Consider the following 22,658-nt stretch of genomic DNA (forward strand, 5'->3'; position numbering starts at 1 on the left):
TCAGCGGGGTCAGGGACGCCGGTGAGACCACACCACCGGCCGTCGAGAACTCCACCAGCAGGGGGCACCCAGATGCCGATCCGCACGAACCCGGCGACCCGACGGCGGGTCACCGGGGACACCGGTCACCACGACCTCCTCCTCCACCGCATGGGCACGTCCGGCAACTCCGACCGGGACATCCCCGGCCGCGTCACCGTCGTGCTCGCCGACGAGGGCCACCTCTTCCTCGACCAGGTCCCGATCCCGCGCGACGCGTGGACCTACGACGAGCACGACCGGGTGCTGACCTGGAGGGGCGCCTACGGCGGCGGCACGCTGCTGCTCGCCCACGACGGCCGGGGCGCGCACGGCACCGTCGGCCCGGCCCACGACCTCTGCTCGGTCGCGGCGGGTGCGCGGGCGCAGTTCCTGTGCGACGTCGCGCTGGACTGCGGCGCCGGCTACGTGTCCGCGGGCAACCAGATCGTGGGTCTGGCCTGGGACCCGGCGTCGACCGAGTGGACCGGTGCGACCTGGGTGCCGAAGCGCCTGCTGCTCACCTACACCGTGACCCCCGGCGGTCCGCTCCAGCCGCCCACGTTCACCTTCGAGTTCAACGACACCGGTGCCAGGGGCGGGCCGTGGGACCCCGGCTCCGGCGCCTTCAGCGCGACCCTGCAACTCGGGGAGCGCGGCGACGAGCAGGCGTGGGACCTGACGTTCCGGTCTCTCATCCCGCCGCAGCCCGACCGGGGGAAACCCGGACCGGCCAGCGTCTACCCGTGGTGGCTCCAGGCCGCGGAGGACACCGCCGCGCTGGGCATCGACGGCGTCCTGGTCGTCGACGAGAACGCCCCCGACGGCACGCTCGTCGGGTTCCGGGGCCTGCGGCCGAACGCCGCCGTCGCGGGCTACTACCGCACGTCCACCCGGACCGCGCCGTTCGGCGTCTTCGACGGACGGCTGGTCGTGGGCGGCGCGCCCGTGCCCGACGCGGTCCTGGTCGGCGACCGGTTGACGTGGGCCGACCTCTCCCCCGCGCTGCGCGAGCGCACGGGGCTGCCCGCGAGCGGGAGCCTGGTGTTCGCGGACCTCGGGTCGACCGCCACGACCGAGGACGGCACCGTGCGGGCCGTCCGGCTCGACGCCGCGACGGCGCTGACCGCGATCACCCAGCACCGCGACCTGCACCGGGCGGCGCACCGGTTGTCGCTCGCACACGCGAAGGCCATCGCGGACCCCGCTCTGGACATGTACTCCCTGCTCGCGATGACCCCGTTCGCGAAGGACGACAAGGGCGTCCTGCGCGACCAGGTCCAGGGCGCCGTGACGCAGGACCTCAGCGACATCATGAACTCCTTCATCCCCACCGACCTGTGGAAGCTGGTCTTCCCGGACACGAACCAGACCACGCTCACCGGTGACCTCGCCGAGATCGCCAACAGCCCGGTGGCCGGTGTCGACGACCCGGTCGGCTGGTACCGCTCGCTCGCGACCGCCGTGCTCACGCACGGCCTGGCGAACGGTTCGGAGGAGCACTGCCGCAACCTCAACGGTCCCCGCGCGCAGGCCTGGCTCACCACCGAGGTGGCGAGGTCGAAGGTCTACGCCGCGCACGGGCAGCGCCTGTTCACCCTGCGGTGGCAGGAGCACTGCCCGCTGACGGCGTCGTACCTGCGGGACCAGATCACGAACGCCGCGACCTACCGGGACACGATCACGACGGTGGTCGCCGACGCGATCACCGACATCCAGGACAACGTGATCACCGACAGCACGTCGGTCCCGGACCTGAAGAAGACCATGATCGCCGACGTCCAGGAGGCGGGCCAGTACGCCGACACCAACGAGCTCTACTGGGCGTTCGCGTACTACACCTACAACACCGCCCCCGCGATCCTGGCCAACATCGCCGTGCAGATGGCGTACGGCACCGGGTCCGGCGACGGGACCGGCCTCTCCCGGCTCCTCCAGCAGAACGTGGCCGTGCTGACGGCGCTGGACCCGTCGGGGTTCTTCGCGCAGCGCTACGTGCGCACCCTCAACACGTTCCTGGCCACCAACGTCCTGCCGAGCATGTTCGGATTCCTCGGCGACGCCATGAGCTTCGACCTCATCGAGGAGTACCTCCAGCAGTTCGTCGCGAACAACATCGCCAACGAGGACCGGCAGATCGCCGAGGCGGCCGCCCAGATCGACGCCCTGCTCAAGTCGAAGGACGCCGACACGATCCTGCACGACTCCATCGAGGCGTTGCAGGAGATCTCCTCTCTCATCAACGACACCCTGGCGCTGCCGTACATCGCGTCGAAGTGGGTCGACTGGTTCACCGAGAAGTACCCCAGGTTCTCCGCCATGGGATCGATGTTCGGCACCGCGCTCATCGGCGGGATCACCATGCTCGGCGTCTCCAACCTCATCAACGGGTTCAAGAACTGGTCGGACCTCGACAAGGACGAGCGCGCCGACCTGGTGCTCAACGCCGTCCAGTTCGGGGTGCAGCTCGTGGCCGCGGTGGTCAAGAGGGGCATCCGGATCTACGCGATCTTCAGCGTCGAGGGGATGACGTCCAAGCAGCGCACCGCCGCCGTCAGCAGGATCCTGATGACCGGTGAGGCGGACCGGCTGGAGAGCGGCCTGATCAAGATCGGCAACTCCACGGCCCGCTGGCTCGGCGACACCCAGGGGATGGCCGAGTACCTCAAGGAGAACCCCGAGGTCCTCGAACGCCTGCTGGACACCCAGCTGACCACCGACGCCGAGGAGGTCGGCTGGGCGGCCAAGGTGTTCGGGGCGAACCTCGACGAGTTCCTCGCCAACAGGCTCGGCCCGGTCCTCATCGTCGCGGGCATGGTGGTGAGCGTCGTCCGCCTCGCCGAGGGCGAGTCGACCATCGACACCTGGGCCGACGCGCTGAACATCGTCGGCGGGGCGCTGATGCTCATGGCGTTCGCGGGTGAGGGCATGGCCGAGGGCGCGCTGGCGAGCGCGCTGGCGTTCGCCGGACCGCTGGCGATCCTCGTCGCGCTGGCGGGCCTGGGCCTGATGCTGTACGAGATGTTCAAGAAGCAGCCCGACCCGGTCGAGGACTTCGTCGACGGCTACGCCAAACCGGCGGGCTTCTGGGTCCCCTCGTCGAAGACCGCGCTGGACTACGCCGTCCCGTTCGAGAACCCGGACCGGGGATCGCTGATGATGATGGGCTTCACGCTGTCGACGAAGGACGGAACCCTCCGGGTGCACGGCGACGGCTCGGTCCTCCCGGAGCAGAGGACCGCGCTGCCCGACTGCGTGTGGCAGGCCACGACCGACGGCTTCGGCATGAGCACCATCGCCACGGTCGTGCAGCAGGACCAGGGCAAGCCGCCGGTCGTGCGCTACCTGAGCCTGCTCGAGGACGGCACCGTCGCGTTCCGGCCGCGGTGGAGCCCGCTGGAGGAGCTCGTCCCGGTCTCGACGCCCCGCCCGAAGCAGCCCGACGTCATCACCCAGGTCTGGTTGGGCGAACCGTGGCGGGACGCCACGCTGACCAGCGACGGGAAGGACATGGTCTCGCTACCGCTGAGGTTCCAGCCCGTGCCGCCGGACGCCAACGGCGGTCACTCACCCGACCGGGCGCGCGACTGGCTCGCCGTGCTGGACGGGAAGCTCGTGGTGACCGACCAGGTCCTGCCGACCGGGGACCCGTTCACGCCGGTCGTGCACGGATCGGTGTTCACCCTGGACATGTCCGGCATGGCGCCGAACTACACCACCATGGTGGACCTGACGTTCCGGCTGGACACCACCCCGTCGACCGTCCAGGTGTTCGGCCCGTCGTTCGCCGTGGTGCCCAGCACACCCCTGTCCTACACCTACCAGGGCGACGCCCTGCCCGCGTTCCTCGGCTTCGACCCCAAGACCGGCACCTTCCGGCCCAACGGCCAGAAGGCCGACCACGGGTCGCGGACGAGGGACTCGATCATCGCGACGAACGCCTGCGGCAGCGGCTCGGCGACGTTCTCCATCACCGTGGCCCAGCCGATCTCCCCGCTGATCCCGAACAGCTGACCCGCGACCAGTCCGACGTGGAGCAACGATGACGTCCTACCGGCAACACCAGCGCAACCTCGTCGGACTCGTCGTGGGCGGGTGGGAGGACGGCGTGGACGACCCCGCCGTCCTCCCCCGGCTCAAGACCCTGCTGAAGGCGCTGCCCCACTACGGGAACCCCGCCGTCGAGGCGGCTCACCGCGGCGTGCTGAGCACCGTGCTCGAGGTCAGCGCGCCGAACGACCGGATCGCCGCCCAACCCGACGAGACCGGCTGGGGCTACTACACCTCCTACGCCTACCGGGGCCCGTACTCCGGTTACGGGGACGCGTTCTTCCCCGGCCGGACGACGACCTCCGCGGCGGCGGAGGTCGTGGCCTCGGTGCGCGAACCGCGATCCGGGTGGTGGCGGGACTACGCGCTGACCGTGCTCACCGACGCGGCGCGGCAGTCGGTGTCGCTGTCCCTGGACACCGGCAGGCTGACCGCCGACCTGGCGACCGCGCACGCGGAACTCCTGCCCGCCCTGACCGCCACCTACCTGTCCACGCTGCGGCACGCCTACGAGCCCACGGCCTCCGCGCTCGCCGCGCTGGCCGCCGCGGGCGAGGTGGACCGCGCCCGCGCCGAACTCGGCGACGCGCTGTCCTCGGGCGCGTTCACCGCGAACGTCGACCAGGCCATCGCGATGGGCGGCGACGACACCAACGCCGTGGTGTGGTTGCTCTACAACACGTGGACCACGCTGAAGGCCCTGGACTGCCCGAACGTCGACGCCACGATCCGGACCCTCCAGGCAGGCGGGCTCACCGTGCCCGCCCAGGTGGGTCCGCGCCGCTGGTGGGACGGCGGCTACACCACGTGGTACCACCCGCTGGCGGGGCCCGACCTCGCCACGGGCGCGCTCACCGCCGGGATGCCCCAGACTGCGACGACGTCCTTCTCCCCACCGCCGACCACACCCCCCACGAGCAGCGCCGTCACGACGGCGGGCGGCTACTCGCAGAGCCTGTGCCTGTGGGGACCGCTCAACCGGTACCGGCCGCGGAGCAGCAGCTGCCTCGGGACGGGCACCGGCGTCCTCATGGCCGACGGCTCCGTGAAGCCCGTCCAGGACGTGCGGATCGGCGACGCGGTGAGGTCCCCCCGCGGCACGGGGAAGGTCGTGCTCGTCGAGCGGCCCGCCCGCCGGGGCCGGGTGCTGCACTCGATCAACGGCCTCGACGTCCGCGCCACCTCCGGCCACCCGTTCCGCCTGGACGGTCCCGGCCCGGCGCGGGCGGCCGTGGACCCGTGGTGCCTCGTCGACGAGGTGCCGACGATGATCGCCGACGGCGTCGCGGCACTCGTGCCGGGAGTCGTGCTGGCGGGCTCGGTGACCGTGCGCGAGGTGACGCCCCACGAGCCCGAGGGTGGTGACGACGAACCGGTGTACGACCTCGTGGTGGACGACGGCCACCGCGGCCACGCCGCCTACTACGTGGGAGGCCCCGACACCTTCCTGGTCGTGGACTCGGAGACCGCCGATCCCCTGCACCACGTCGCGGCCACGCTCGGGGTCGTCGCGGCGATGGAGGTCGCGCTCGACGCCGTGCGGGACCACGTGCCCGATCCCCACACCGCGCTGCCGGCCCTCCTGTCCCGCGTGGACCTCACGGGCGCGCCGCCCACGACCGGACGGCCACCGATCCCCGGCCCCGACCTGTACCACCGGGACGGGGAGTGGGACCCGCACGCGTCGGCGTTGGAGAGCCACCTGGTGCGCCGGTTCGGGCGGGTGTTCCGCAGGCACCGCGCCACCGCGCCGCGGCCGGGTCCGGCGTCGCCCGACGACCGGTTCGTGGTCCACGTCCGCGACGTGGAGCTGCTGGGCGACACGCCCCTCACCTCGTCGGAGGTGGTCGTCGACCTCGTCCTGCGCGGCGAGGACCAGGCCGGGGACCGGGTCCGGCGGGTGGTCGTCGGGACGGACGGCGCACGCTGGCACCTCACCCCCGACGCGGCCGTGGACTTCGGCGCCCCGGCCTGGGGAGCCACCCTGGCCGGAACGCTGCGCACCGGCGACGCGGTGCTCGGCGCCTTCCGCGCGACCGCCACCGAGGGCGAGCGCGAGCACTTCCTCTTCTCCCCCGGCGGCACGGTGGTCGGACGCGTCGCCGTCGACCAGCTCCTCACCCGACCGGCCGAGCGGGCGCGGGCGTGGAGCGAGCGCGACGCGCGGGCGGCGGCGGTCGACCTCGGCCGCCACCTGGGCCAGCAGCTCGTGGACCTGGTTCGACCGCCGCGGTAGCCGCAGGCGGGTCAGGTCCCGGACGGTCCCCCGACGCGGTGGAGCAGGGGGTGCTTGGCCGTGCGCTGGTCCCCGGAGGACTGGCCGCGCAGGCGCCTGCCGAGCCAGGGGCCGAGGAAGGTGGCCGCCCACCGCAGTTCGGCGGTGGCGCGCCACCGCGGCGGCGGGCCGGGCAGCGGTGGCGGTGGCTGGTTCCACGAGTCGTCGCTGCCCGGCACCCGCAGGGCGTGCGCGACCGCGGCGGCGATCAGCCGGTGCCCCAGGGGGCTGCAGTGCAGCCGGTCGTCGGCCCAGAACCGGCGGTCGGCGACGGCGGGGTGCCGGGCGATCTCGGCGACGGCGACCCCGTGCCGGTCGGCCGCGGCGCGGATCCGGTCGTTGATGTCGAGGATGCGGGAGCGGACCGGTCGGGCGAGCGGGATGACCCTGGTGAGGTCGGGGAAGGTCACGGTCGCCACGCGGGCCCCGGAGTCGGTCAGCGCGGCGAACATCGCCTCCAGGTGACCGACCACCGTGGACGGCTCGACCCGAAGGCGGAGCAGGTCGTTGACCCCGGCGACGACGGTGGCCACGTCGGGGCGCAGGGCGAGGGCCGGCCCCAGCTGCTCGGCCCGCACCTCACCCGCGCGGCGGCCCCGGACGGCGAGGTTGGCGTACTGGAGGTCGGGGTTGTCGACGGCGAGGTGCTCGGCGAGCCGGTCGGCCCACCCCCGCAGGCCCACGACGTCGTCGCCGTCACCGAGGCCTTCGGTCTGGCTGTCGCCCAGGGCGACGTAGCGCAGGTACCCGCCGGACCGGGCGGGGTCCGGGGTGCTCTTCTCGTGCGGCGTCACACCGTCTCCCTAGTCAGAAAGTTGACTAATCATAATCATGGCTATGGCGGGCGTGTCCACCCCGTCGGCGGCGAGGAGGCGCGCCGGGACGTCCGCGGAATTGGCCGAACCCCCAATCGGCCGACGTGGTCGAATAGCCGGATCGAATTCATCGAAATCGCGAACACATTCACCGGAAAACCGATTCCGATTGACACGGGGTTGCCAGCGGAGCGATAGTCGTCGGTACCGCCCCGCACATCCGGCACTCGCGCGGCGAAACGGCCGCGTTCACTCGGGCGACGACGCCCCGGAAAGCGGAGCCATGGTCAACGGAATTCGATCGGTCGTGACGGCGGTCCTCGTGGTGGCGGGTCTGATCGGTGCGACCGGGGTGGCGCGGGCCGCCGCCTGGTCGTCCACCGACAAGTGGGGGACGTGGTCCAACGGCGGCTACACCGTCCGCAACGACGTGTGGGGGAGCGGCGTCGGACCGCAGACGATCTGGGCGAACTCCTACGGCAACTGGGGCGTGTGGGCCGACCACCCCGGCACCGGCGGGGTGAAGGCGTACCCGCACTCGGCGAAGGCGATCAACAAGAGGGTCAGCGCGCTGACCAGGCTGTCGAGCTCGTTCAACGTCAGCAGGCCGGGGTCGGGGGCCTACGCCACGTCCTACGACATCTGGGCCGACAACAACGCCTACGAGATCATGATCTGGGTCAACAAGCAGGGCGCCGTGGGCCCGATCGGGTCGAAGCAGACCACCGCGTCGGTCGGCGGGCACACCTGGGACGTGTACCGGGGCTCCAACGGCGCCAACCAGGTCTTCTCGTTCCTGCGCACCGGGAACACCAACTCCGGCACGGTCGACGTGCTGGCGGTGCTGAAGTGGATCGGGTCGCGCGGCTGGTACGGCGACGTGACCGTGGGCGAGGTGCAGTTCGGTTTTGAGATCACCTCCTCACCCGGAGGCATGGACTTCGTGTCCAACAGCTATTCGGTGACCGCGTGAACGCTCGTCCGCGCCTCTTTCGACACCGAGTCCGACCAGCCCGTTGAACCCGGATCAGACCGGTGTCGGGCGCACGGCGGCGAGAGTCGGTGGCACGGACGGAACCACACCGCGGAAGGGACGTGGGCGTCATGGAGGTCACGAGAACGGGCACGGGCACGGGCACGGGCACGGGCACGGGCACGGGCACGGGCACGGGCACGGGGAGCAGGATCGCGGTGCTGGTGGCCGGGATCGTCGTCGCACTCGGCGCGGTCGCCGCGCCCGCGAGCGCGGCGACCGGCTACGACAGGTGCGCGCACGGCAACTTCTGCCTCTTCGAGGACGGGGCGGGCCAGGGGAGGATGCTCGTCATCTACAGCCCCACCAGCGGCACGAGGGTGAACGTCCCGCTGGACTTCAACGACAGGACGTCGTCGGCCTGGAACCGCGGCGGGCGGGCGGTGGCCCTGTTCCGCGACGCGAACTGCCAGTACCGCCTGCTCCAGATGAACGCCTACGGCGCTCCGCTCGACCTGGCGCTGGGCCCGTACAACGACGTGATCAGCTCCTTCTGCGTCCACTGACCGTCCCCTGACCGGCCCCTGTCCGGCCAGGGGACGCGTGCGGCACCAGACGGTCCGCCCGCCCTCGGCCCAGCCCGCCGCGCGCACGCCGTCGAGGCCGGTGCCAGTGGGGTCGGCGAGGTGTGGCGGCCGTCGGCCGGGCCGGGTGTCCGCACGGCGGAGCCGGGAGGCGGGGCGTTCCCGCGGAACGGGCGGCCGCGAATCGCCGTACCCCTCTCCCGGCGATGCGGGCCGCCCGTTCCGGCGGAGTCCGGGAGTTCGACTCCCCCGGTGACCAGTACGGTGCCAGTCGGCGGTCCACCGCCGGTCCACTGGCCGCGCCGCAGGCGGTGGACCACGCACCAGGGAGTCACGGGGGTCCGGTTGTTCGGCGTGCTGGGGAGTCTCGACGTCGTGCGCGACGACGGCGAGCGCGTGGCGATCAGGGCGGCGAAGCAGCGGAAGCTGCTGACGACGCTGCTGCTGCACGCCAACCGGTGGGTGTCCGTCGACAAGATCGTCGACGTGCTGTGGGACGGCGCTCCGCCCCGGTCGGCGGCGGGCAACACCAAGACCTACGTGTGGAAGCTGCGCACCGCGCTCGCGAGCGGGCGCATCGCCAACGGTCCCGGCGGCTACCGGGTCGACGTCGGCCGCGACGAGGTCGACGCCCTCCGGTTCGAGGACCTGCTCCGGGCGGGTCGCGACGCGCTGGCGGCGCACCGGGAGCAGGACGCGGCGCGACTGCTCGCGGAGGGGCTGGGCCTGTGGCGCGGCGAGCCCTACGCCGACCTGACCGACGACGACGCGGAGGCGGCCAGGAGCAGGCTCACCGAGCAGCGGCTGAGCGCGCGGGAGGACCTGGCCGAGGTCCGGCTGGCGCTCGGCGAGCCCGTGGTCGTCGAGCTGGGCGGCCTGGTGCGGGCGAACCCGCTGCGCGAGCGGCCGTACGGCCTGCTCATGCTGGCGCTGTACCGCGACGGCCGCCAGGCCGAGGCGCTGACCGTCTACCGGGACCTGCGGGCGGTGCTGGACCGCGAACTCGGTCTCGCGCCGAGCGAGGACCTCGTGCTGCTGCACCGCGACATCCTCAACCAGGCGCCGCGGCTCAAGCCCGAACCGCGCACCGCGGTGTGGCGGCACGTGCCCGCGCAGCTGCCCGCGAACGTGGCGGGGTTCACCGGTCGCGACAAGGCCCTCGCCCGGCTCGGCGACGACGCGGACGTCTGGGTGGTCACCGGTCCCCCTGGCGTCGGCAAGACCGCGCTCGCCGTGCGCTGGGGCCACCACAACGCCGACCGGTTCCCCGACGGCCAGCTGTACGTGGACCTGGGCGGCTTCTCCACCGGAGCGCCCCTGACGACCCGCGACGCGATGGGCAGGCTGCTGCGCTCGCTCGACACGCCCCCCGACCGGATACCGCACGACGTCGCCGAGCAGACCGCGCTGTACCGCTCGCTGATGACGGGCAGGCGCGTGCTCGTGGTGCTGGACAACGCCCGCGGCTCGGAGGACGTCCGGCCGCTGCTCCCCGGCCGCCCCGGCTGCGTCGTGATCGTGACGAGCCGCAACGACCTGCACGGCCTGGTCGGGCTGGACGACGCGCGGGCGCTGTCGCTGGGCGCCCTCGGCGACGACGACACGATCGGCCTGTTCCGGCACGTCCTGGGCGCCCACCGGGTCGAGGCCGAACTCGACGACGTGCGACGGCTGTCCGGGCTGTGCGGCAACCTCCCCCTGGCCGTCCGCCTCGCCGCCGCCACCCTCGCCGCCCAGCCCGACCGGCGGATCGGCGACCTGGCGGACCGGATGGAGAACGGCAACCGGCTCACCGCGCTGGCGGTCGGCACGGAGAGCGAGACCACCGTGCGCGCGGCGTTCGACCTGTCCTACGCCGCGCTGCCGCCGCGGGCGCGCGTCCTGTTCCGCAGGCTGGCGCTGGCGCCGGGCCCGGACTTCACCGCCCACGTCGCCAGGGCGCTGGCGGGCGACACCGCCGACGGGCTGCTCGCCGACCTGTGCGGCGCGCACCTGGTCGACCACTACGCGCCCGGCCGCTACCGGTTCCACGACCTGCTGCGCGCCTACGCCGTGGAACGCGCCGACGACGAGGGCGACCGGCACGACGCGCTCGACGCGGTCCTCCCCCACTACCTGCGGTGGACGCGGGCCGCGGTGAACACGGTGTTCCTGGTGGGCGGTCCCACCGCGACGGTCGACGGCACCGGGGCGGCACCCGAGTTCGAGGACGAGGCGTCGGCACTGGCCTGGCTGGACGCCGAGCACGCCAACCTGGTCGCCGCCGTGGACCTCGCGGCCGAGCACGGGCCCGCGCACGTCACGTGGCAGCTCGTCGACGCGCTGCACAACTACTTCTGGTCCCGGCGCAACGAACTGGACTGGACGGCGACCGCCGAGACCGCGCTCCGCGCCGCCGAGTCCGCGGAGGACGGACGCGCGCAGGCCACCGTGCACCGGACGCTGGGGCTCGCGCACTGGGCCCGCGGCGACGGCGAGTCCTCGATCCGCCACAGCAAGCGGGCGCTGGAGCTGTCACGGGCGACGGGCTACCTCCTCGGGGAGGCGAGGGCGCTGACGAGCCTCGGACTCGCGCACGGGGACCGGGGCGGTCCCGCCGAGGCGGCCGACTTCCAGGCCGCGGCACTGGCCATCGACCTGGCCAACGGCAACGACTACCGGGCCGCGGTGTCGCGGTGCAACCTCGGGTTCGCGCTGACCCACCTCGGCTACCCGGGGGACGCGGTCGAGCGGTTCGAAGCGTCCCTGGTGACCATGCGCGCGCTGGGCAAGCGGTACGCCGAGGCCAGCGTCCTCAACGGCCTCGGCGTCGCCCGGCTCGAACTCGGCGACGTCGACCTCGCGGCGGACCTGCTGGAGGAGTCGCTGCTGGCGGCCCGCGAGACCAGCCACCACCACTGCGAGGTCGGCTCGTTGACGGCCCTGGTGGACGTGCGCCGCGAGCAGTCCGACCACGAGGCCGCCGCGCGCTGCGCCGAGCAGGCGCTGGAACTGGCCCGCGACCGCGAGATGGCCGCGGAGGAGGGCACGGTGCTGACCGCCATGGCGGAACTCGCGCTGGCCGGGGGCGACCACGACGCCGCTCGACGGCACGCGACCGAGGCCCTGCGGATCCAGCAGGAGGCCGGGTACCCGTACGGCCGCGCGCGAGCGTTGCGCGCGCTCGGGTGGGCGCTCGGCGACGGGGCGGGCGGCCCCTACCTCGTGGAGGCTCAGGCCGTGTTCGACACGTTCGGCACCCCGCGGGCGGAGGAGCTGCGCGGGCTGGGACCGCGCAAGCCGTTCACCGGGACCTGAGGACCCGGCCGTCGGCGGGACCGCGGACGGGGGCGCACAGGGGATCGCCCACACCGTGCGGGTGTGTCCCCACGTCCGTACGGCGGTACGGCCGGGCACCGACCTGGCACCACCATGGTCGGCATGGACCCACCGCGCCGGAGCACCGGCCTGCTGCTCGCCGCGATCCTGCTCGCCGCGGGAGTGGCGGTCCCCGCCCTGGCCGCCACCGCGTTCAAGGTGTTGCAGATGAACCTCTGCAACAGCGGCGTCGCGGGCTGCTACCAGAACGGGCTCGCGGTCGGCGAGGCCGTGACGGTGATCCGCGACCGGCAGCCGGACGTGGTCTCGGTGAACGAGGTGTGCCTGTCCGACCTGCCCGGCCTCACCGCCGCGGTCGGCGCGGGCGCCCAGTACCGGTTCGCCTTCGTGCGCGACAGGTCCACCGGTTCCGACTACCAGTGCACGGCGGGCCGCGGCGCGTACGGCAGCGGGATCATCGTCAAGGAGGGCATCACCTCGGGCGGGACCGGCGTGTACTCGGCGCAGGACGGCGGCAACGAGATGCGGGCCTGGGCGTGCGCGCTGAGCGCGGTGCGCGGGTTCACCGCGTGCACCACCCACCTGAGCACCACCGCCACCACGGCGCTCGCGCAGTGCCGCGAACTCCTTCCCGCCACGGTCCTGTCCTTCGACCCCACCGGCTCGCCCACCACCGGGCACGTGGCGGTGGGCGACCTGAACCTGAGGTACCGCCCCGGTTCTCCCACCAACGCGCAGAACTGCGTCCCGGCGGGCTGGTTCCGCAAGGGCGACGGCGACGTGCAGCACGTCACCGCCCGCACCCTCACGTTCGTGTCGACCCAGACCTACGCGATGTCCCGCACCGACCACCCGGCGTTCGTCGTCAACTACACGTTCTGAGGCGCGACGGGGGGAACGGGCTCGCTCCGGCCGTCGTGGCTCAGCGGGTGCGGTGCGGGGTGGGCGAGGACGATCGGCGGCATGTCCCCGGCGAAGACCCCGACGTCGCGTCGGGGTCGAGGACGATCCCGTTCAACGCCCGCGCCGCGCCGCGGCCCGACGTCAGCCGGCGCGGCAGACCTCACCCGCGGGCGGGAGGACGCCGGTCGTCAGGAAGGTGTTCACCGCACCGCGGACGCACCGGCTCAGCAGGTAGGCGCCGTGGCCCGAGCCGTCCAGGGTGAGCAGGCGGGCGTTGTCGAGCTGGGCGGTCAGTTCCGTGCTCCAGCGGTAGGGGCCCGCGGTGTCCCCGGTGATGCCGATGACGAGCACCGGGGCGACGCCGGGTGCCCTCAGCCGGTGCGGCGGGACCGGTGCAGGCGCGGGCCAGTGCCGGCAGGGCGCGCCGGAGGTCAGTTCCAGCCCGTACACCGGTGCCGTCCGCGCCACCCCGGTGGCGTCGCCCCGCACCTGTGCCGCGGTGCGCGGGTCGGGTAGGTCCTGGCAGGTCGTGGCCGTGTTGCCGATGTCGATCGTCGGTCCCCGCGTCGTGGCCGCGAGGGTGCTCGCGTCTCCGGCCAGCACCCCGGCCAGCTCCTCGTCCAGCCTCTCCCTGCCGTTCTGGTCCGAGACGTCCCGCGTCAGCGCGGTCATCAGCCGCGCCTGGTTCACGACCTGGTCGCCGCCGCGGATCGGCCTGCTGTCGGTGTCCCGCACGAGCTGCTGGATCCACGCTCGGGCCGCGTCGGGCGGGATCGTCGCGAAAGGACACGCGGGGCGGTCGGCGCAGCCGGTGAGGTAGGCGGTCAGGGCCTGCTCCTTGGCCTCCGCCACCCCGGCCATCCAGGACCCGTAGGTCTGGTCCGGGTGGCCCGCGCTGTCCAGGACCACGCGGCCGACCCGCTTCGGGAACGTCTCGGCGTACCGGCCGCCCATGACGGTGCCGTAGGAGATGCCCAGGTAGTCCAGCCTCGGTTGCCCCAGCACCGCGCGCAGCACGTCCATGTCCCGCACGGTGCTGCCCGTGTCCACGTGGTCGAAGATCGGTCCGGACGCCTGCCTGCACGCGTGGGCCCACCGCCCGACGGCCGCCTCGTAGGCCTCCACCTCCGCCGGGGTGTCCGGCGAGCCGTCCACCTCCTCGACGGCCTCGGACGCCTCCGCCGGGCAGGTCAGCGGCGCCGAACCCCCGACTCCGCGCGGGTCCCAGCTGACCAGGTCGTACCCGGGGGGCGCGTGGCCGCGCACCTGCCCGCCGAACAGGAAGTCGATCCCGGACCGACCCGGCCCACCGGGGTTGACCAGCAGCGAGCCACGGCCCTCGCCCCGCAGCCGGGCCACGGCGAGTTCGACCGCGGCCCCGGCGGGCCGCGCCCAGTCGACCGGCACCGTGACGTTCGTGCACTCCGCGCCCGCGGGCCCGCACGGCTGCCAGTCGGGTTGTTGCCGGTAGAACCGCGCGTACGCGGGCGTGGTAGCCGGGTCCCGCGCCTCCTCGGGCGCCGATGGACGGCTCTGCGCCGCGGTCGCCACCCAGACGGTCGATGCCGCCGCGACCAGGACCGCGGCCAGCAGGTGGTGCTTCTTCGTCATCATCATCCGCTCCCTCGTTCCGCTCGCCCGGAAGCCTCTCGGGTGGCGGTGGAGCGCCACAGCCGGCTACCCGGCCGACCGGTGGTGGGGGTGCCCCTACCCGACCAATTGAGGAACGTTCGTTCTTGACTGATCGTTCCTCAAAACGCTACGGTCGTGCCATGGGCAGGACGAGGACGTTCGACGAGGACGAGGTGGTGCGCGCCGCCGCGACGCTGTTCGGCGGTCGCGCGTACGACGGGGTGTCGGTGGACGACCTCGTCACCCACCTCGGCGTGCACCGCAACAGCCTCTACAAGACGTTCGGCAGCAAGCGCGGCCTCTACCTGGTCGCCCTGCGCCGCCACCTCGCCCACGACGTCCGTCCCCTGGTCGACGCGCTCGGCTCGGCACCGGACGCCGCGAGCGCGCTGCGGCTCATCACGTCGGCAGACCTCGGACTTCTGCTGCTCGCGGCGGTCGAACGGGCACCGGCCGACACCGAGGTCGCCGCCGAGGTGGCCGCCGCGCTGGACGCCGTCGACCAGGCCGTCGCCGACGCGCTCGGCGTTCCCGCCGACCTGGCGGCCGCTCTCACGTCCGCCGCGCTGGGCATCCTCCTGCGCGGCAACCCCCACGGGGTCGGCACCGCGCTGGCCCACCGCCTCGATCCTCTCGGCTGACAAGGAGAACCACATGGCACTGGTCCACATCGAAGGCGACGACCTCGTCGTCGTGATCGAGGGTCTCGACAAGCTCTGGGCCCTCAAGAGCAGTCTGACGATCCCCCTGGGCAACGTCCGCGGCGCGACCGCCGACCCCGGCATCGCCGCCGAACCCAAGGGGATCCGCGCGCCGGGCGCCCACGTGCCCGGCGTCCTCACGGTGGGCACGTTCCACCTCGACGGCGAGAAGGTCTTCTGGGACGTCAAGGACCCGTCGAAGGCCGTCGTGGTCGAACTCGCCGACGAGCACTACGCCCGCCTGGTCATCCAGGTCGACGATCCCCGCGCGACCGTCGCGCTGGTCGAGAACGCCCTCATCGGGAAGGGGTGATCCGGTGTTCCCCCGCTCCGCCGCGGTCGTGGTGGCCCTGGCCGTCGCGACCGCCACCCCCGCCGGGGCGACGCCCGGCTTCGTGCCCGCGGCCGACCGCGAGGTGGTCTTCACCGTCGACGGGACCACGACGTACGGCACCCTGCACGTTCCCGCGCACCGCGCCGGGCAGCGGTTGCGCGCCGCACTGCTGCTGCCCGGCAGCGGACCCACCGACCGCGACGGCAACCAGCCTCCCGCGGCGTCCCCGAACACCCTGGCGCAGGTGGCCGACGCGCTCGCCGTCGACCGGGTGGCCACGCTGCGGTTCGACAAGTACGGCACCGGCCGCACCGGGCTCGGTGCCTACCGCGACCACCCGGACACCCTCGACCACCCGGCGTTCGTCCGCCAGGCGGCGGCTGCGTACGAGTCGTTGCGCGACCAACCGGAGACCAACCCGCACGCGCTGTCGGTCGTCGGGCACAGCGAGGGCGCGATGACCGCGCTGCTGCTCGGCGGCACCGTCCACCCGCGCCCGACCGGCCTGGCCCTGCTGCAACCGCAGGCGATCCGCTTCCTGGACCTGGTCGCGCTGCAACTGCACGCCCAGGTCGCCGAGGCGACCCGGCACGGCCTGCTCACGCCGGACCAGCAGCGCACGATCGACGCGGCGGTCGACGCCGCCGTCACGGCCCTGCGCGAACACCGACCGGTCGACACGACCGACCTGCCACCCGCGGTCGGCCGGCTCTTCCAGGCGTTCCAGGGGCCGAGCGCCCGGTTCGTGGACAGCGACGACGCCGTCTACCCGCCGGAGCACGCCGCGGCCCTGCGGCCGGGGAGCAGGGTGCTGCTCACCTGCGGCACGAACGACGTCCAGGTCCCCTGCTCGACGACGGACGCGCTGACCACCGCCCTGCGCCGCGCGCACGTCGGAGGACCGGGCCGGGTACCGCTGTCCGGGGTGGACCACCTGCTGCACGACACCGACCACCCGGACGCCCTCGCCCCAGCCGTGCTCGACGCCCTGCACCGGTTCGCCGGGCGCTGAGGGCACCCGGCGGGCCGCCTCCACCGGCGCGACACCGGTTCGTCGACGGTCGTCAGCTCCGCGCGGGCCAGTGGCCGTGCACGCGTTCCCGCTCGGGCACCGGCTGGTGCACGTTGCCCGCCGCGGGCTCCGCGGGCTTGCGGGTGAGGGCGGCCAGCCGGAACAGCGGACCGACCAGCCTGTCGTAGAGCAGCGGCAGGAGCCGGAAACCGGCGATGACGAGCGGATTCCCCGGCCCGACCGCCACCGAGACGTGCCTGCGGGGGCGGTCGGCCAACCGCACGATCGCCGCACCCACCCGCTCCGGCGACAGGACCGGCCACGGCGGCCGAGCGCTCCGGCCGGTGTAGTTGGCGGCCTGGTAGTAGATGGGGGTGTTGATGCTTCCGGGGCTCACGATGCAGACGTGCACGCCGGGTTCGTCCCGCGTCTCCTGCTGGAGGGTGCGGAGCACGGCGCGCTGCCCCCACTTCGACGCCGCGTAGGCCCCCATCTGCGGGACGGTGACCGAGCCCAGCAGGGAGTTGACCCCGATGAACGTGCCCGCGCGCTGGCGGCGCATGACCGGGAGGACCGCGCGGCTCAGGTGGACCGTGCCGTGCACCGCGGTGTCGACGACGGTGGTGAACACCTCCGCGGGCATCGTCTCGACGGTGCCGTAGCCCATGACCGTCGCGGTGTGCACGACGACGTCGACGCGCCCGTGCCGGTCCAGGGTCCGCGCCACGATCCGGTCGGCCGCCGCCGGATCGCGCACGTCCTCGACGAGGACGTCCACGGCACCGCTCCCCGCGTCCCGGCACGCCGCCTCCGCGGCGTCGAGCGCGCCCGCGCTGCGCGACACCAGCACCAGGTCGTCGTCACGAGCGGCGAACGCGACCGCGGCGGCCAGACCGATCCCGCTGCTGGCGCCGACGACGACCACGACCCGTCCGGTCACGGGTTGAGCACCACCTTGACGCAGCCGTCCCGCTTCTCCCGGAACATCTCGTAGCCGTTCGCGGCCTCGGCCAGGGGCAGGTGGTGCGTGACGAGGTCCAGCGCGCCGAGCGGGTCGGCCGGGTCGAGCAGCAGCGGCAGGATCTGATCGGTCCACCGGCGCACGTGGGCCTGCCCCATGCGGAGCTGGATCCCCCGGTCGAACATCTCCATCATCGGCATCGCGTCGACCTCGCCCCCGTACACGCCGGACACCGAGACCGTCCCACCCCGCCGCACGCCCTTCAGCGCGGCGTGCAGGGCGTCGAGCCGGTCGACGGCCATCTTGTCGGTCACCTTCTGCGCCAGGGCGTCCGGGAGGAGCCCCACTGCCTTCTGGGCCGCGGCGACGAGCCGACCACCGTGGGCCTCCATCCCGACGGCGTCGATGGTGGCTTCCGGACCGCGACCGTCGACCATCTCGATCAGCGTCGCGGCCACGTCGTCGACGTCGTCGAGGTTGACGGTTTCGGCGCCGTACCTCGCGGCCAGGGCGAGCCGCTCGGGCACCCGGTCGACCCCGATGACCCGGCCCGCGCCCAGGTGCGCGGCGATGCGCACGGCGAACTGCCCGACCGGGCCGAGGCCGAGCACCGCCACCGAGCCACCGGGCGGCACGTCGGCGTAGCGGACCGCCTGCCAGGCGGTCGGGAGGATGTCGGACAGGAACAGGAACCGCTCGTCCGGCGTGTCCGCGGGCACGATGACCGGTCCGAACTGGGCCTGCGGCACGCGGAGGTACTCGGCCTGCCCTCCGGGCACGGAGCCGTAGAGCGAGGTGTAGCCGAACAGGCTCGCGCCCTTGCCCTCACCGCGGACCTGGGTCGTCTCGCACTGCGCGAACAGTCCGCGACCGCACATCCAGCAGTGGCCGCACGAGATGTTGAACGGCACCACGACCCGGTCCCCCACCGACAGGTGGCCCGCGGCGTCGGGGCCCACCTCCTCGACGACGCCCATCGCCTCGTGGCCGAGCACGTCACCCGGTGCGAGGTACGGGCCCAGCACGCCGTAGAGGTGCAGGTCGGAACCGCAGATCGCGGTCGAGGTCACCCTGATGATCGCGTCGGTGGGCTCCTCGATGCGCGGATCGGGCACCTCGGTGACCTGAACGTTCTGATTTCCCTGCCATGTGAGTGCTTTGATGTCGACTCCTCGATCGGTGGTTCGACTGGGGCGTCGCAGAATTTTTCACGTTCGCGTACGACGATTCGTTCCAGGAGTCGAGTCAAGCACCACCTCGCGGAATCCGCATGACGGCTCGGCCGCGGAACGCGCTGGTGGGAATCGTCAAAAAAGCTCCCCCAGCGCGTTTGAACATCTGGTGGGCGACCGAAACACCCTTTCGCGGGAATTTCGAGCGGTGCCGGTGCCCGAACCGCACCCACGGGTCCGCACGGCCGTCGCCGTGGTCACCGGACCCGTGGGTCGACCGGGGGGCCGGAGGTCACGTGGCGTACTCGGTGGACGGTTCGGTGGCGTAGTTCTCCCAGATCGGCGCCATGGTCTCGCGCGTCATCGGCTGCCCGGACTCGACCATGGCCTTGAGGTCGCGGAAGTACTGCACGTACAGGTCCGGCGTGAAGGTGCTCAGCATGACCAGCGGGTCGTCGCCGATGTTGGCGAACGTGTGCGGCGCCCCCGGCGGGACCAGGACCCACGTGCCCGCGCCGACGTCGTGGTCGTCCTGCCCCACGGTGAACCGCGCGGTGCCCGAGAGCACGTAGAAGCCCTCGTCGTGCTGGGCGTGGCGGTGCTGCGGAGGGCCGGGGGTGTGCGGGGGGATCGTGATCTCGCCGATCCCCAGGCGGTGCTCGGTGTTGCCGCCGTCTTCGAGGATCCGGATCCGCGCGGGCCCGTTGGCGATGACTTCGCCGTCACCGGGGCCGACGACCGATACAGCGACCATGGAGGAGCCTCCCGAGTGAAGTGATTGCAGCTTGTGCAATCACTGTAGCACCGATGACTGCACATCGTGCAGTCGCTAGGCTCGGACCATGCCGCGATGGAAACCGGACGCAGCCGAACGCCTGCAAGCCGCCGCACTGGAACTGTTCGACGAGCAGGGGTTCGAGAGCACGACGGTCGCCGAGATCGCCCAGCGGGCGGGGCTCACCCAGCGGACGTTCTTCAACCACTTCACCGACAAGCGCGAGGTGCTGTTCATCCTCAGCTCGGAGATCCAGCGGGCGGTCGTCGGCGAGATCGCGGCCTGCGACGACGCCGTGCCGCCGCTCGACGCGGTCGTGCGCGCGCTGGAGGTCGTCGCCGACGGGCTGTTCGAGGAACGCCGCGCCGTGGCGACCCGCAGGCACGCCGTGATCGCCGCCAACCCGGAGTTGCAGGAGCGCGAACTCGGCAAGAACGCCGCGCTCACCGACGCCATCGCGGCCGAACTCCACGCACGGGGGTGCGACCCCGACACCGCGTTCCTCGCCGCGGGCACCGCCGTGCTCGCGCAGCAGGCGGCGTTCCAGCGGTGGACGCGGCCGGGCGAGACCCGGACGCTGCGCCACCTCCTGTCCGAGGCGGTGCGCTCCCTCGGCACGATCGTCAGCGAGGACCCGGTGACCTCCTAGCGCGATCGCGGGTGCCGCCCGATCAGCCGCCACCCGGACGGCGCCCGTCGACGTCCTTCCGCGTGGCGTCGCGACCGGCGACCAGTTCGGGGTGCGGCACGGTCGGGTCGGCGTAGACGTTGCCCGCCCGGTCCCGCCCCCGCGCCAGGAAGATCTGGTGGCGCTCGCCCACCTCCTCGTGGTTGAACCGCACCGCGGTGCTGATGTAGCGCATGGTGAACCCGGCCCGTCGGCGGTCGCCGCGGTTGGCCCCGCTGCCGTGCACGAGCGCCGCGCTGTGGACGCTGCACTCGTTGCGCCGCAACAGGATCGGCACGGCGCGGGACTCGTCCACGCACTCCGGGTCCAGTTCCTCGTCGAACACCCCGTCCGCGCCGCGCGTGGGCCGGTACCGCCGCTCGCCGGGTGCGTGGCTGCCCGGCACCACCCTCATGCAGCCGTTGCCCTCGTCCACCTCGTCGAGCGCGAGCCAGATCGTGACGGCCCCGGCGGACGGGGTGATCATGTTCCGCCAGTAGTAGGCGTCGTCGTGCCACGGCACGCTCCTGCCGTCACCGGCGGGCTTGCAGAGGAAGTGCGACGAGAACACCGCGATGTCCGGCCCGACGAGCTGCTGGACCAGGTCCAGCACACCGGGGTCCATGAGCCACTCGAACAGGCGCGGATCGGTGAAGTGCGGGACGTCCATGTCCTCCGGGCGCGTCCCGTCCGGCAGCTCGGCGAGCGTGCGCTCGAAGTGCTCCCGCAACGCCTCGTACTTCTTCGGCGGCAACAGCTCCGGCAGCGTCAGGTACCCGTTGTCGCGGTAGAACGACAGGTCCCGCTCGGACAGGTGCCTGCTGGTGGCGATGGTCATGTCCGCTCCTCCTGGAGCATCGGCTCGGCGGTGGCCGACACGTCACCGCCGGGCTGGCGTCGACGGCGCAACGCGTTCGTGCGCCTGGACTCCGAGCGTGCCACCGGTCGGCCCGATGACAAGGCCCTCAGCAGCTCCGGGGACTGGGAAATGGTGGATCCCTTGTGCCCTTACGGGATTCGTCCGCCCGGCAGTACCCTGCGATCACCGGCGCCTCGCCGCCGACACGCACGACGTGAACGGTGCCGACAACCAACCTCCATTCGCAGGACCGAGGTGGACCCGATGCCGCATCAGATCACCGATCGCAAGTTCGACATCCTCTTCGACTGGTTCGACCACACCAACGACAACTGGCTCACGCACGAGGACTTCGAGCAGATGGCGGAGTTGTTCACCGCCGTGGCCCGTCCGGACGACCACGAGAACCGCGGCGCCATGCGCGAGGCGTTCACCGCGTGGTGGGACCTGCTGCGCGACGCGGGCGTCACGGACGCCCAGGGGCGCGTGGGACGGCAGGGGTTCATCCAGGTCATGCGGTCCGGCGTGACCGAGCCGAAGAACTTCGAGCACGTGATCATGGGAATCGTGAACGCGCTCATGAGCGCTCTGGACACCGACCGCAGCAACGAGCTCAGCGCCAGGGAGTACGTCCGGATGTACGAGGCCCTCGGGATCAGCCCGGAGACCTCCGACGCCGCGTTCCGGCGCCTGGACCGCAACGGCAGCGGCAGCATCACCCACGCCGAGTTCCGCAGGGCCATCGAGGAGTTCTACCTCAGCACGGACCCCGAGGCTCCCGGCAACTGGCTGCTGGGCGACCCGCTGTCGGCAGAGTGAGGAGTTGAGCAGCCGCTTCGACACCCTGGCTCGGGTGTACGAGGAGATGTTCGCCCTGCCCTGGCGGCGGCACCTGGAGTCGTACACGGTGCTGGAACTGCTCGGGGACCTGTCCGGCAAGGCCGTCGCGGACCTGGGTTGCGGTGCGGGCGACTACTGCCGACTGCTCAAGCGGGCAGGGGCCGCCAGGGTGGTGGGCCACGACACCTCCGCCGGCATGATCGCCCACGCCGCGGCGCGCGAGGCGCGGGAGGGGCTGGGCGTCGAGTACACGACGACACCGCCGCGGGCGGGCGCGTTCGACGTCGTCCTCGGCGTGTACGTCCTGCCCTACGCCGAGGACTACCGCGCCCTCGCGCGGTTGTGCGCGGTCGCGGGTGACGCGCTGCGCGACGGCGGCCGGTTCGTCACCCTGCCGGTCAACCCGGACTACGACGGCGCACCGGACCACTACGCGCGCTACGGGTTCCGGCTGCACGAGGCCGAACCCCGCGCGGACGCGTCGAAGGTCGTCCTGGAGTTGGCGTTCGGCGCGCACCGCGACACCATCACGGCCCGCTGGTGGAGTCGGCGCACCCTGCACCGGGCCCTGGCCGAGGCCGGGTTCACGGACGTCGCCTGGCCCGGCTTCCGGGTCTCGCCCGACGGCGTCCGGGAGCACGGCACCGAGTTCTGGTCGGCGTACCTCGACCGCCCCCACGCCGCGATCGTCACCTGCCGGAAAGGAACGCCGAGCCGCCATGTCGACGCGAACGACGAAGACCGCGGCGGGCCGCGCGTCAGCACCTGA

General features: G+C 72.7%; 18 protein-coding genes. 12 read left to right on the plus strand and 6 right to left on the minus strand.

All coding sequences use genetic code 11. From position 1 onward, the window contains the following. The first annotated feature begins 72 nt into the window (after nt 1-72). A complete protein-coding gene (locus AC156L_RS05945) occupies nt 73-4,032 on the plus strand; it encodes a hypothetical protein (RefSeq protein WP_330876258.1) in 3,960 nt (1,319 codons plus the stop codon). A gap of 28 nt (nt 4,033-4,060) precedes the next feature. Beyond that, nucleotides 4,061-6,304: a hypothetical protein gene (locus tag AC156L_RS05950; RefSeq protein ID WP_330876259.1), complete on the plus strand. Its 2,244-nt coding sequence runs from the start codon at nt 4,061-4,063 to the stop codon at nt 6,302-6,304. A gap of 11 nt (nt 6,305-6,315) precedes the next feature. On the opposite strand, the gene AC156L_RS05955 is transcribed toward AC156L_RS05950, so the two are convergent. After that, the gene (locus AC156L_RS05955; RefSeq protein WP_330876260.1) at nt 6,316-7,137 is read right to left on the minus strand and encodes an SGNH/GDSL hydrolase family protein; all 822 of its coding nucleotides are present in this window, start codon (nt 7,135-7,137) and stop codon (nt 6,316-6,318) included. Between the two features lie 304 nt (nt 7,138-7,441). On the opposite strand from AC156L_RS05955, the gene AC156L_RS05960 reads away from it, so the two are divergent. The 4 genes from AC156L_RS05960 (at nt 7,442) to AC156L_RS05975 (ending at nt 12,915) form a co-directional block, all read left to right on the plus strand. After that, complete coding sequence (locus AC156L_RS05960; protein ID WP_330876261.1) at nt 7,442-8,131, plus strand: glycoside hydrolase family 12 protein; 690 nt, start codon at nt 7,442-7,444, stop codon at nt 8,129-8,131. A 131-nt stretch (nt 8,132-8,262) separates the two neighbouring features. Then, entirely contained in the window at nt 8,263-8,697 is a 435-nt protein-coding gene (locus AC156L_RS05965; protein ID WP_330876262.1) for a peptidase inhibitor family I36 protein, read from the plus strand. A 372-nt stretch (nt 8,698-9,069) separates the two neighbouring features. Then, nucleotides 9,070-12,012 (plus strand): AfsR/SARP family transcriptional regulator, encoded by a 2,943-nt coding sequence (locus AC156L_RS05970; protein ID WP_330876263.1) that lies wholly within the window; start codon nt 9,070-9,072, stop codon nt 12,010-12,012. 123 nt (nt 12,013-12,135) lie between these two features. Then, on the plus strand, nt 12,136-12,915 hold the full coding sequence (locus AC156L_RS05975) for an endonuclease/exonuclease/phosphatase family protein (protein WP_330876264.1): 780 nt from the start codon (nt 12,136-12,138) through the stop codon (nt 12,913-12,915). 162 nt (nt 12,916-13,077) lie between these two features. On the opposite strand, the gene AC156L_RS05980 is transcribed toward AC156L_RS05975, so the two are convergent. Then, nucleotides 13,078-14,547, minus strand: a complete 1,470-nt coding sequence (locus AC156L_RS05980; protein WP_330876265.1) for an alpha/beta hydrolase — start codon at nt 14,545-14,547, stop codon at nt 13,078-13,080. 161 nt (nt 14,548-14,708) lie between these two features. Between AC156L_RS05980 and AC156L_RS05985 the strand changes: the two genes are divergently transcribed. From AC156L_RS05985 to AC156L_RS05995, 3 genes are read left to right on the plus strand one after another with little or no spacing between them, the layout of a single operon-like run. Continuing rightward, entirely contained in the window at nt 14,709-15,209 is a 501-nt protein-coding gene (locus AC156L_RS05985; RefSeq protein ID WP_330876266.1) for a TetR/AcrR family transcriptional regulator, read from the plus strand. Nucleotides 15,210-15,222: 13 nt separating this feature from the next. Then, on the plus strand, nt 15,223-15,582 hold the full coding sequence (locus AC156L_RS05990; RefSeq protein WP_330876267.1) for a hypothetical protein: 360 nt from the start codon (nt 15,223-15,225) through the stop codon (nt 15,580-15,582). A 4-nt stretch (nt 15,583-15,586) separates the two neighbouring features. Then, entirely contained in the window at nt 15,587-16,615 is a 1,029-nt protein-coding gene (locus AC156L_RS05995) for an alpha/beta hydrolase (protein ID WP_484406661.1), read from the plus strand. Between the two features lie 52 nt (nt 16,616-16,667). Here the strand turns inward: AC156L_RS05995 and AC156L_RS06000 are convergent, their stop codons facing one another. The 3 genes from AC156L_RS06000 to AC156L_RS06010 form a co-directional block, all read right to left on the minus strand. Then, complete coding sequence (locus AC156L_RS06000) at nt 16,668-17,555, minus strand: SDR family NAD(P)-dependent oxidoreductase (protein WP_330876269.1); 888 nt, start codon at nt 17,553-17,555, stop codon at nt 16,668-16,670. After that, nucleotides 17,552-18,739, minus strand: coding sequence for a zinc-dependent alcohol dehydrogenase (locus AC156L_RS06005; protein WP_330876536.1), 1,188 nt, complete (start codon nt 18,737-18,739; stop codon nt 17,552-17,554). The genes AC156L_RS06000 and AC156L_RS06005 overlap by 4 nt, the downstream gene beginning before the upstream one ends. Before the next feature lie 301 nt (nt 18,740-19,040). Beyond that, nucleotides 19,041-19,502, minus strand: coding sequence for a cupin domain-containing protein (locus tag AC156L_RS06010; RefSeq protein ID WP_330876270.1), 462 nt, complete (start codon nt 19,500-19,502; stop codon nt 19,041-19,043). 88 nt (nt 19,503-19,590) lie between these two features. Here AC156L_RS06010 and AC156L_RS06015 point away from each other — a divergent pair, with 88 nt between their 5' ends. Continuing rightward, on the plus strand, nt 19,591-20,172 hold the full coding sequence (locus AC156L_RS06015) for a TetR/AcrR family transcriptional regulator (RefSeq protein WP_330876271.1): 582 nt from the start codon (nt 19,591-19,593) through the stop codon (nt 20,170-20,172). A gap of 22 nt (nt 20,173-20,194) precedes the next feature. On the opposite strand, the gene AC156L_RS06020 is transcribed toward AC156L_RS06015, so the two are convergent. Beyond that, the gene (locus AC156L_RS06020) at nt 20,195-21,028 is read right to left on the minus strand and encodes a phytanoyl-CoA dioxygenase family protein (RefSeq protein WP_330876272.1); all 834 of its coding nucleotides are present in this window, start codon (nt 21,026-21,028) and stop codon (nt 20,195-20,197) included. Between the two features lie 285 nt (nt 21,029-21,313). On the opposite strand from AC156L_RS06020, the gene AC156L_RS06025 reads away from it, so the two are divergent. Together AC156L_RS06025 and AC156L_RS06030 are read left to right on the plus strand one after the other, a co-directional pair. Further along, nucleotides 21,314-21,868 carry an EF-hand domain-containing protein gene (locus tag AC156L_RS06025; protein WP_330876273.1) on the plus strand — a complete coding sequence of 185 codons (555 nt, stop codon included), beginning with the start codon at nt 21,314-21,316 and terminating at the stop codon, nt 21,866-21,868. A gap of 4 nt (nt 21,869-21,872) precedes the next feature. Further along, the gene (locus AC156L_RS06030; RefSeq protein ID WP_330876274.1) at nt 21,873-22,658 is read left to right on the plus strand and encodes a class I SAM-dependent methyltransferase; all 786 of its coding nucleotides are present in this window, start codon (nt 21,873-21,875) and stop codon (nt 22,656-22,658) included.

It is taken from the genome of Umezawaea sp. (assembly GCF_057122925.1).

Bases quoted from the DNA above. Each gene is read 5' to 3' on its own strand.
- AC156L_RS05945 (WP_330876258.1), top strand. From the start codon at position 73: ATGCCGATCCGCACGAACCCGGCGACCCGACGGCGGGTCACCGGGGAC.
- AC156L_RS05950 (WP_330876259.1), top strand. From the start codon at position 4,061: ATGACGTCCTACCGGCAACACCAGCGCAACCTCGTCGGACTCGTCGTG.
- AC156L_RS05960 (WP_330876261.1), top strand. From the start codon at position 7,442: ATGGTCAACGGAATTCGATCGGTCGTGACGGCGGTCCTCGTGGTGGCG.
- AC156L_RS05965 (WP_330876262.1), top strand. From the start codon at position 8,263: ATGGAGGTCACGAGAACGGGCACGGGCACGGGCACGGGCACGGGCACG.
- AC156L_RS05975 (WP_330876264.1), top strand. From the start codon at position 12,136: ATGGACCCACCGCGCCGGAGCACCGGCCTGCTGCTCGCCGCGATCCTG.
- AC156L_RS05980 (WP_330876265.1), bottom strand. From the start codon at position 14,547: ATGACGAAGAAGCACCACCTGCTGGCCGCGGTCCTGGTCGCGGCGGCA.
- AC156L_RS05985 (WP_330876266.1), top strand. From the start codon at position 14,709: ATGGGCAGGACGAGGACGTTCGACGAGGACGAGGTGGTGCGCGCCGCC.
- AC156L_RS05990 (WP_330876267.1), top strand. From the start codon at position 15,223: ATGGCACTGGTCCACATCGAAGGCGACGACCTCGTCGTCGTGATCGAG.
- AC156L_RS06010 (WP_330876270.1), bottom strand. From the start codon at position 19,502: ATGGTCGCTGTATCGGTCGTCGGCCCCGGTGACGGCGAAGTCATCGCC.
- AC156L_RS06015 (WP_330876271.1), top strand. From the start codon at position 19,591: ATGCCGCGATGGAAACCGGACGCAGCCGAACGCCTGCAAGCCGCCGCA.
- AC156L_RS06020 (WP_330876272.1), bottom strand. From the start codon at position 21,028: ATGACCATCGCCACCAGCAGGCACCTGTCCGAGCGGGACCTGTCGTTC.
- AC156L_RS06025 (WP_330876273.1), top strand. From the start codon at position 21,314: ATGCCGCATCAGATCACCGATCGCAAGTTCGACATCCTCTTCGACTGG.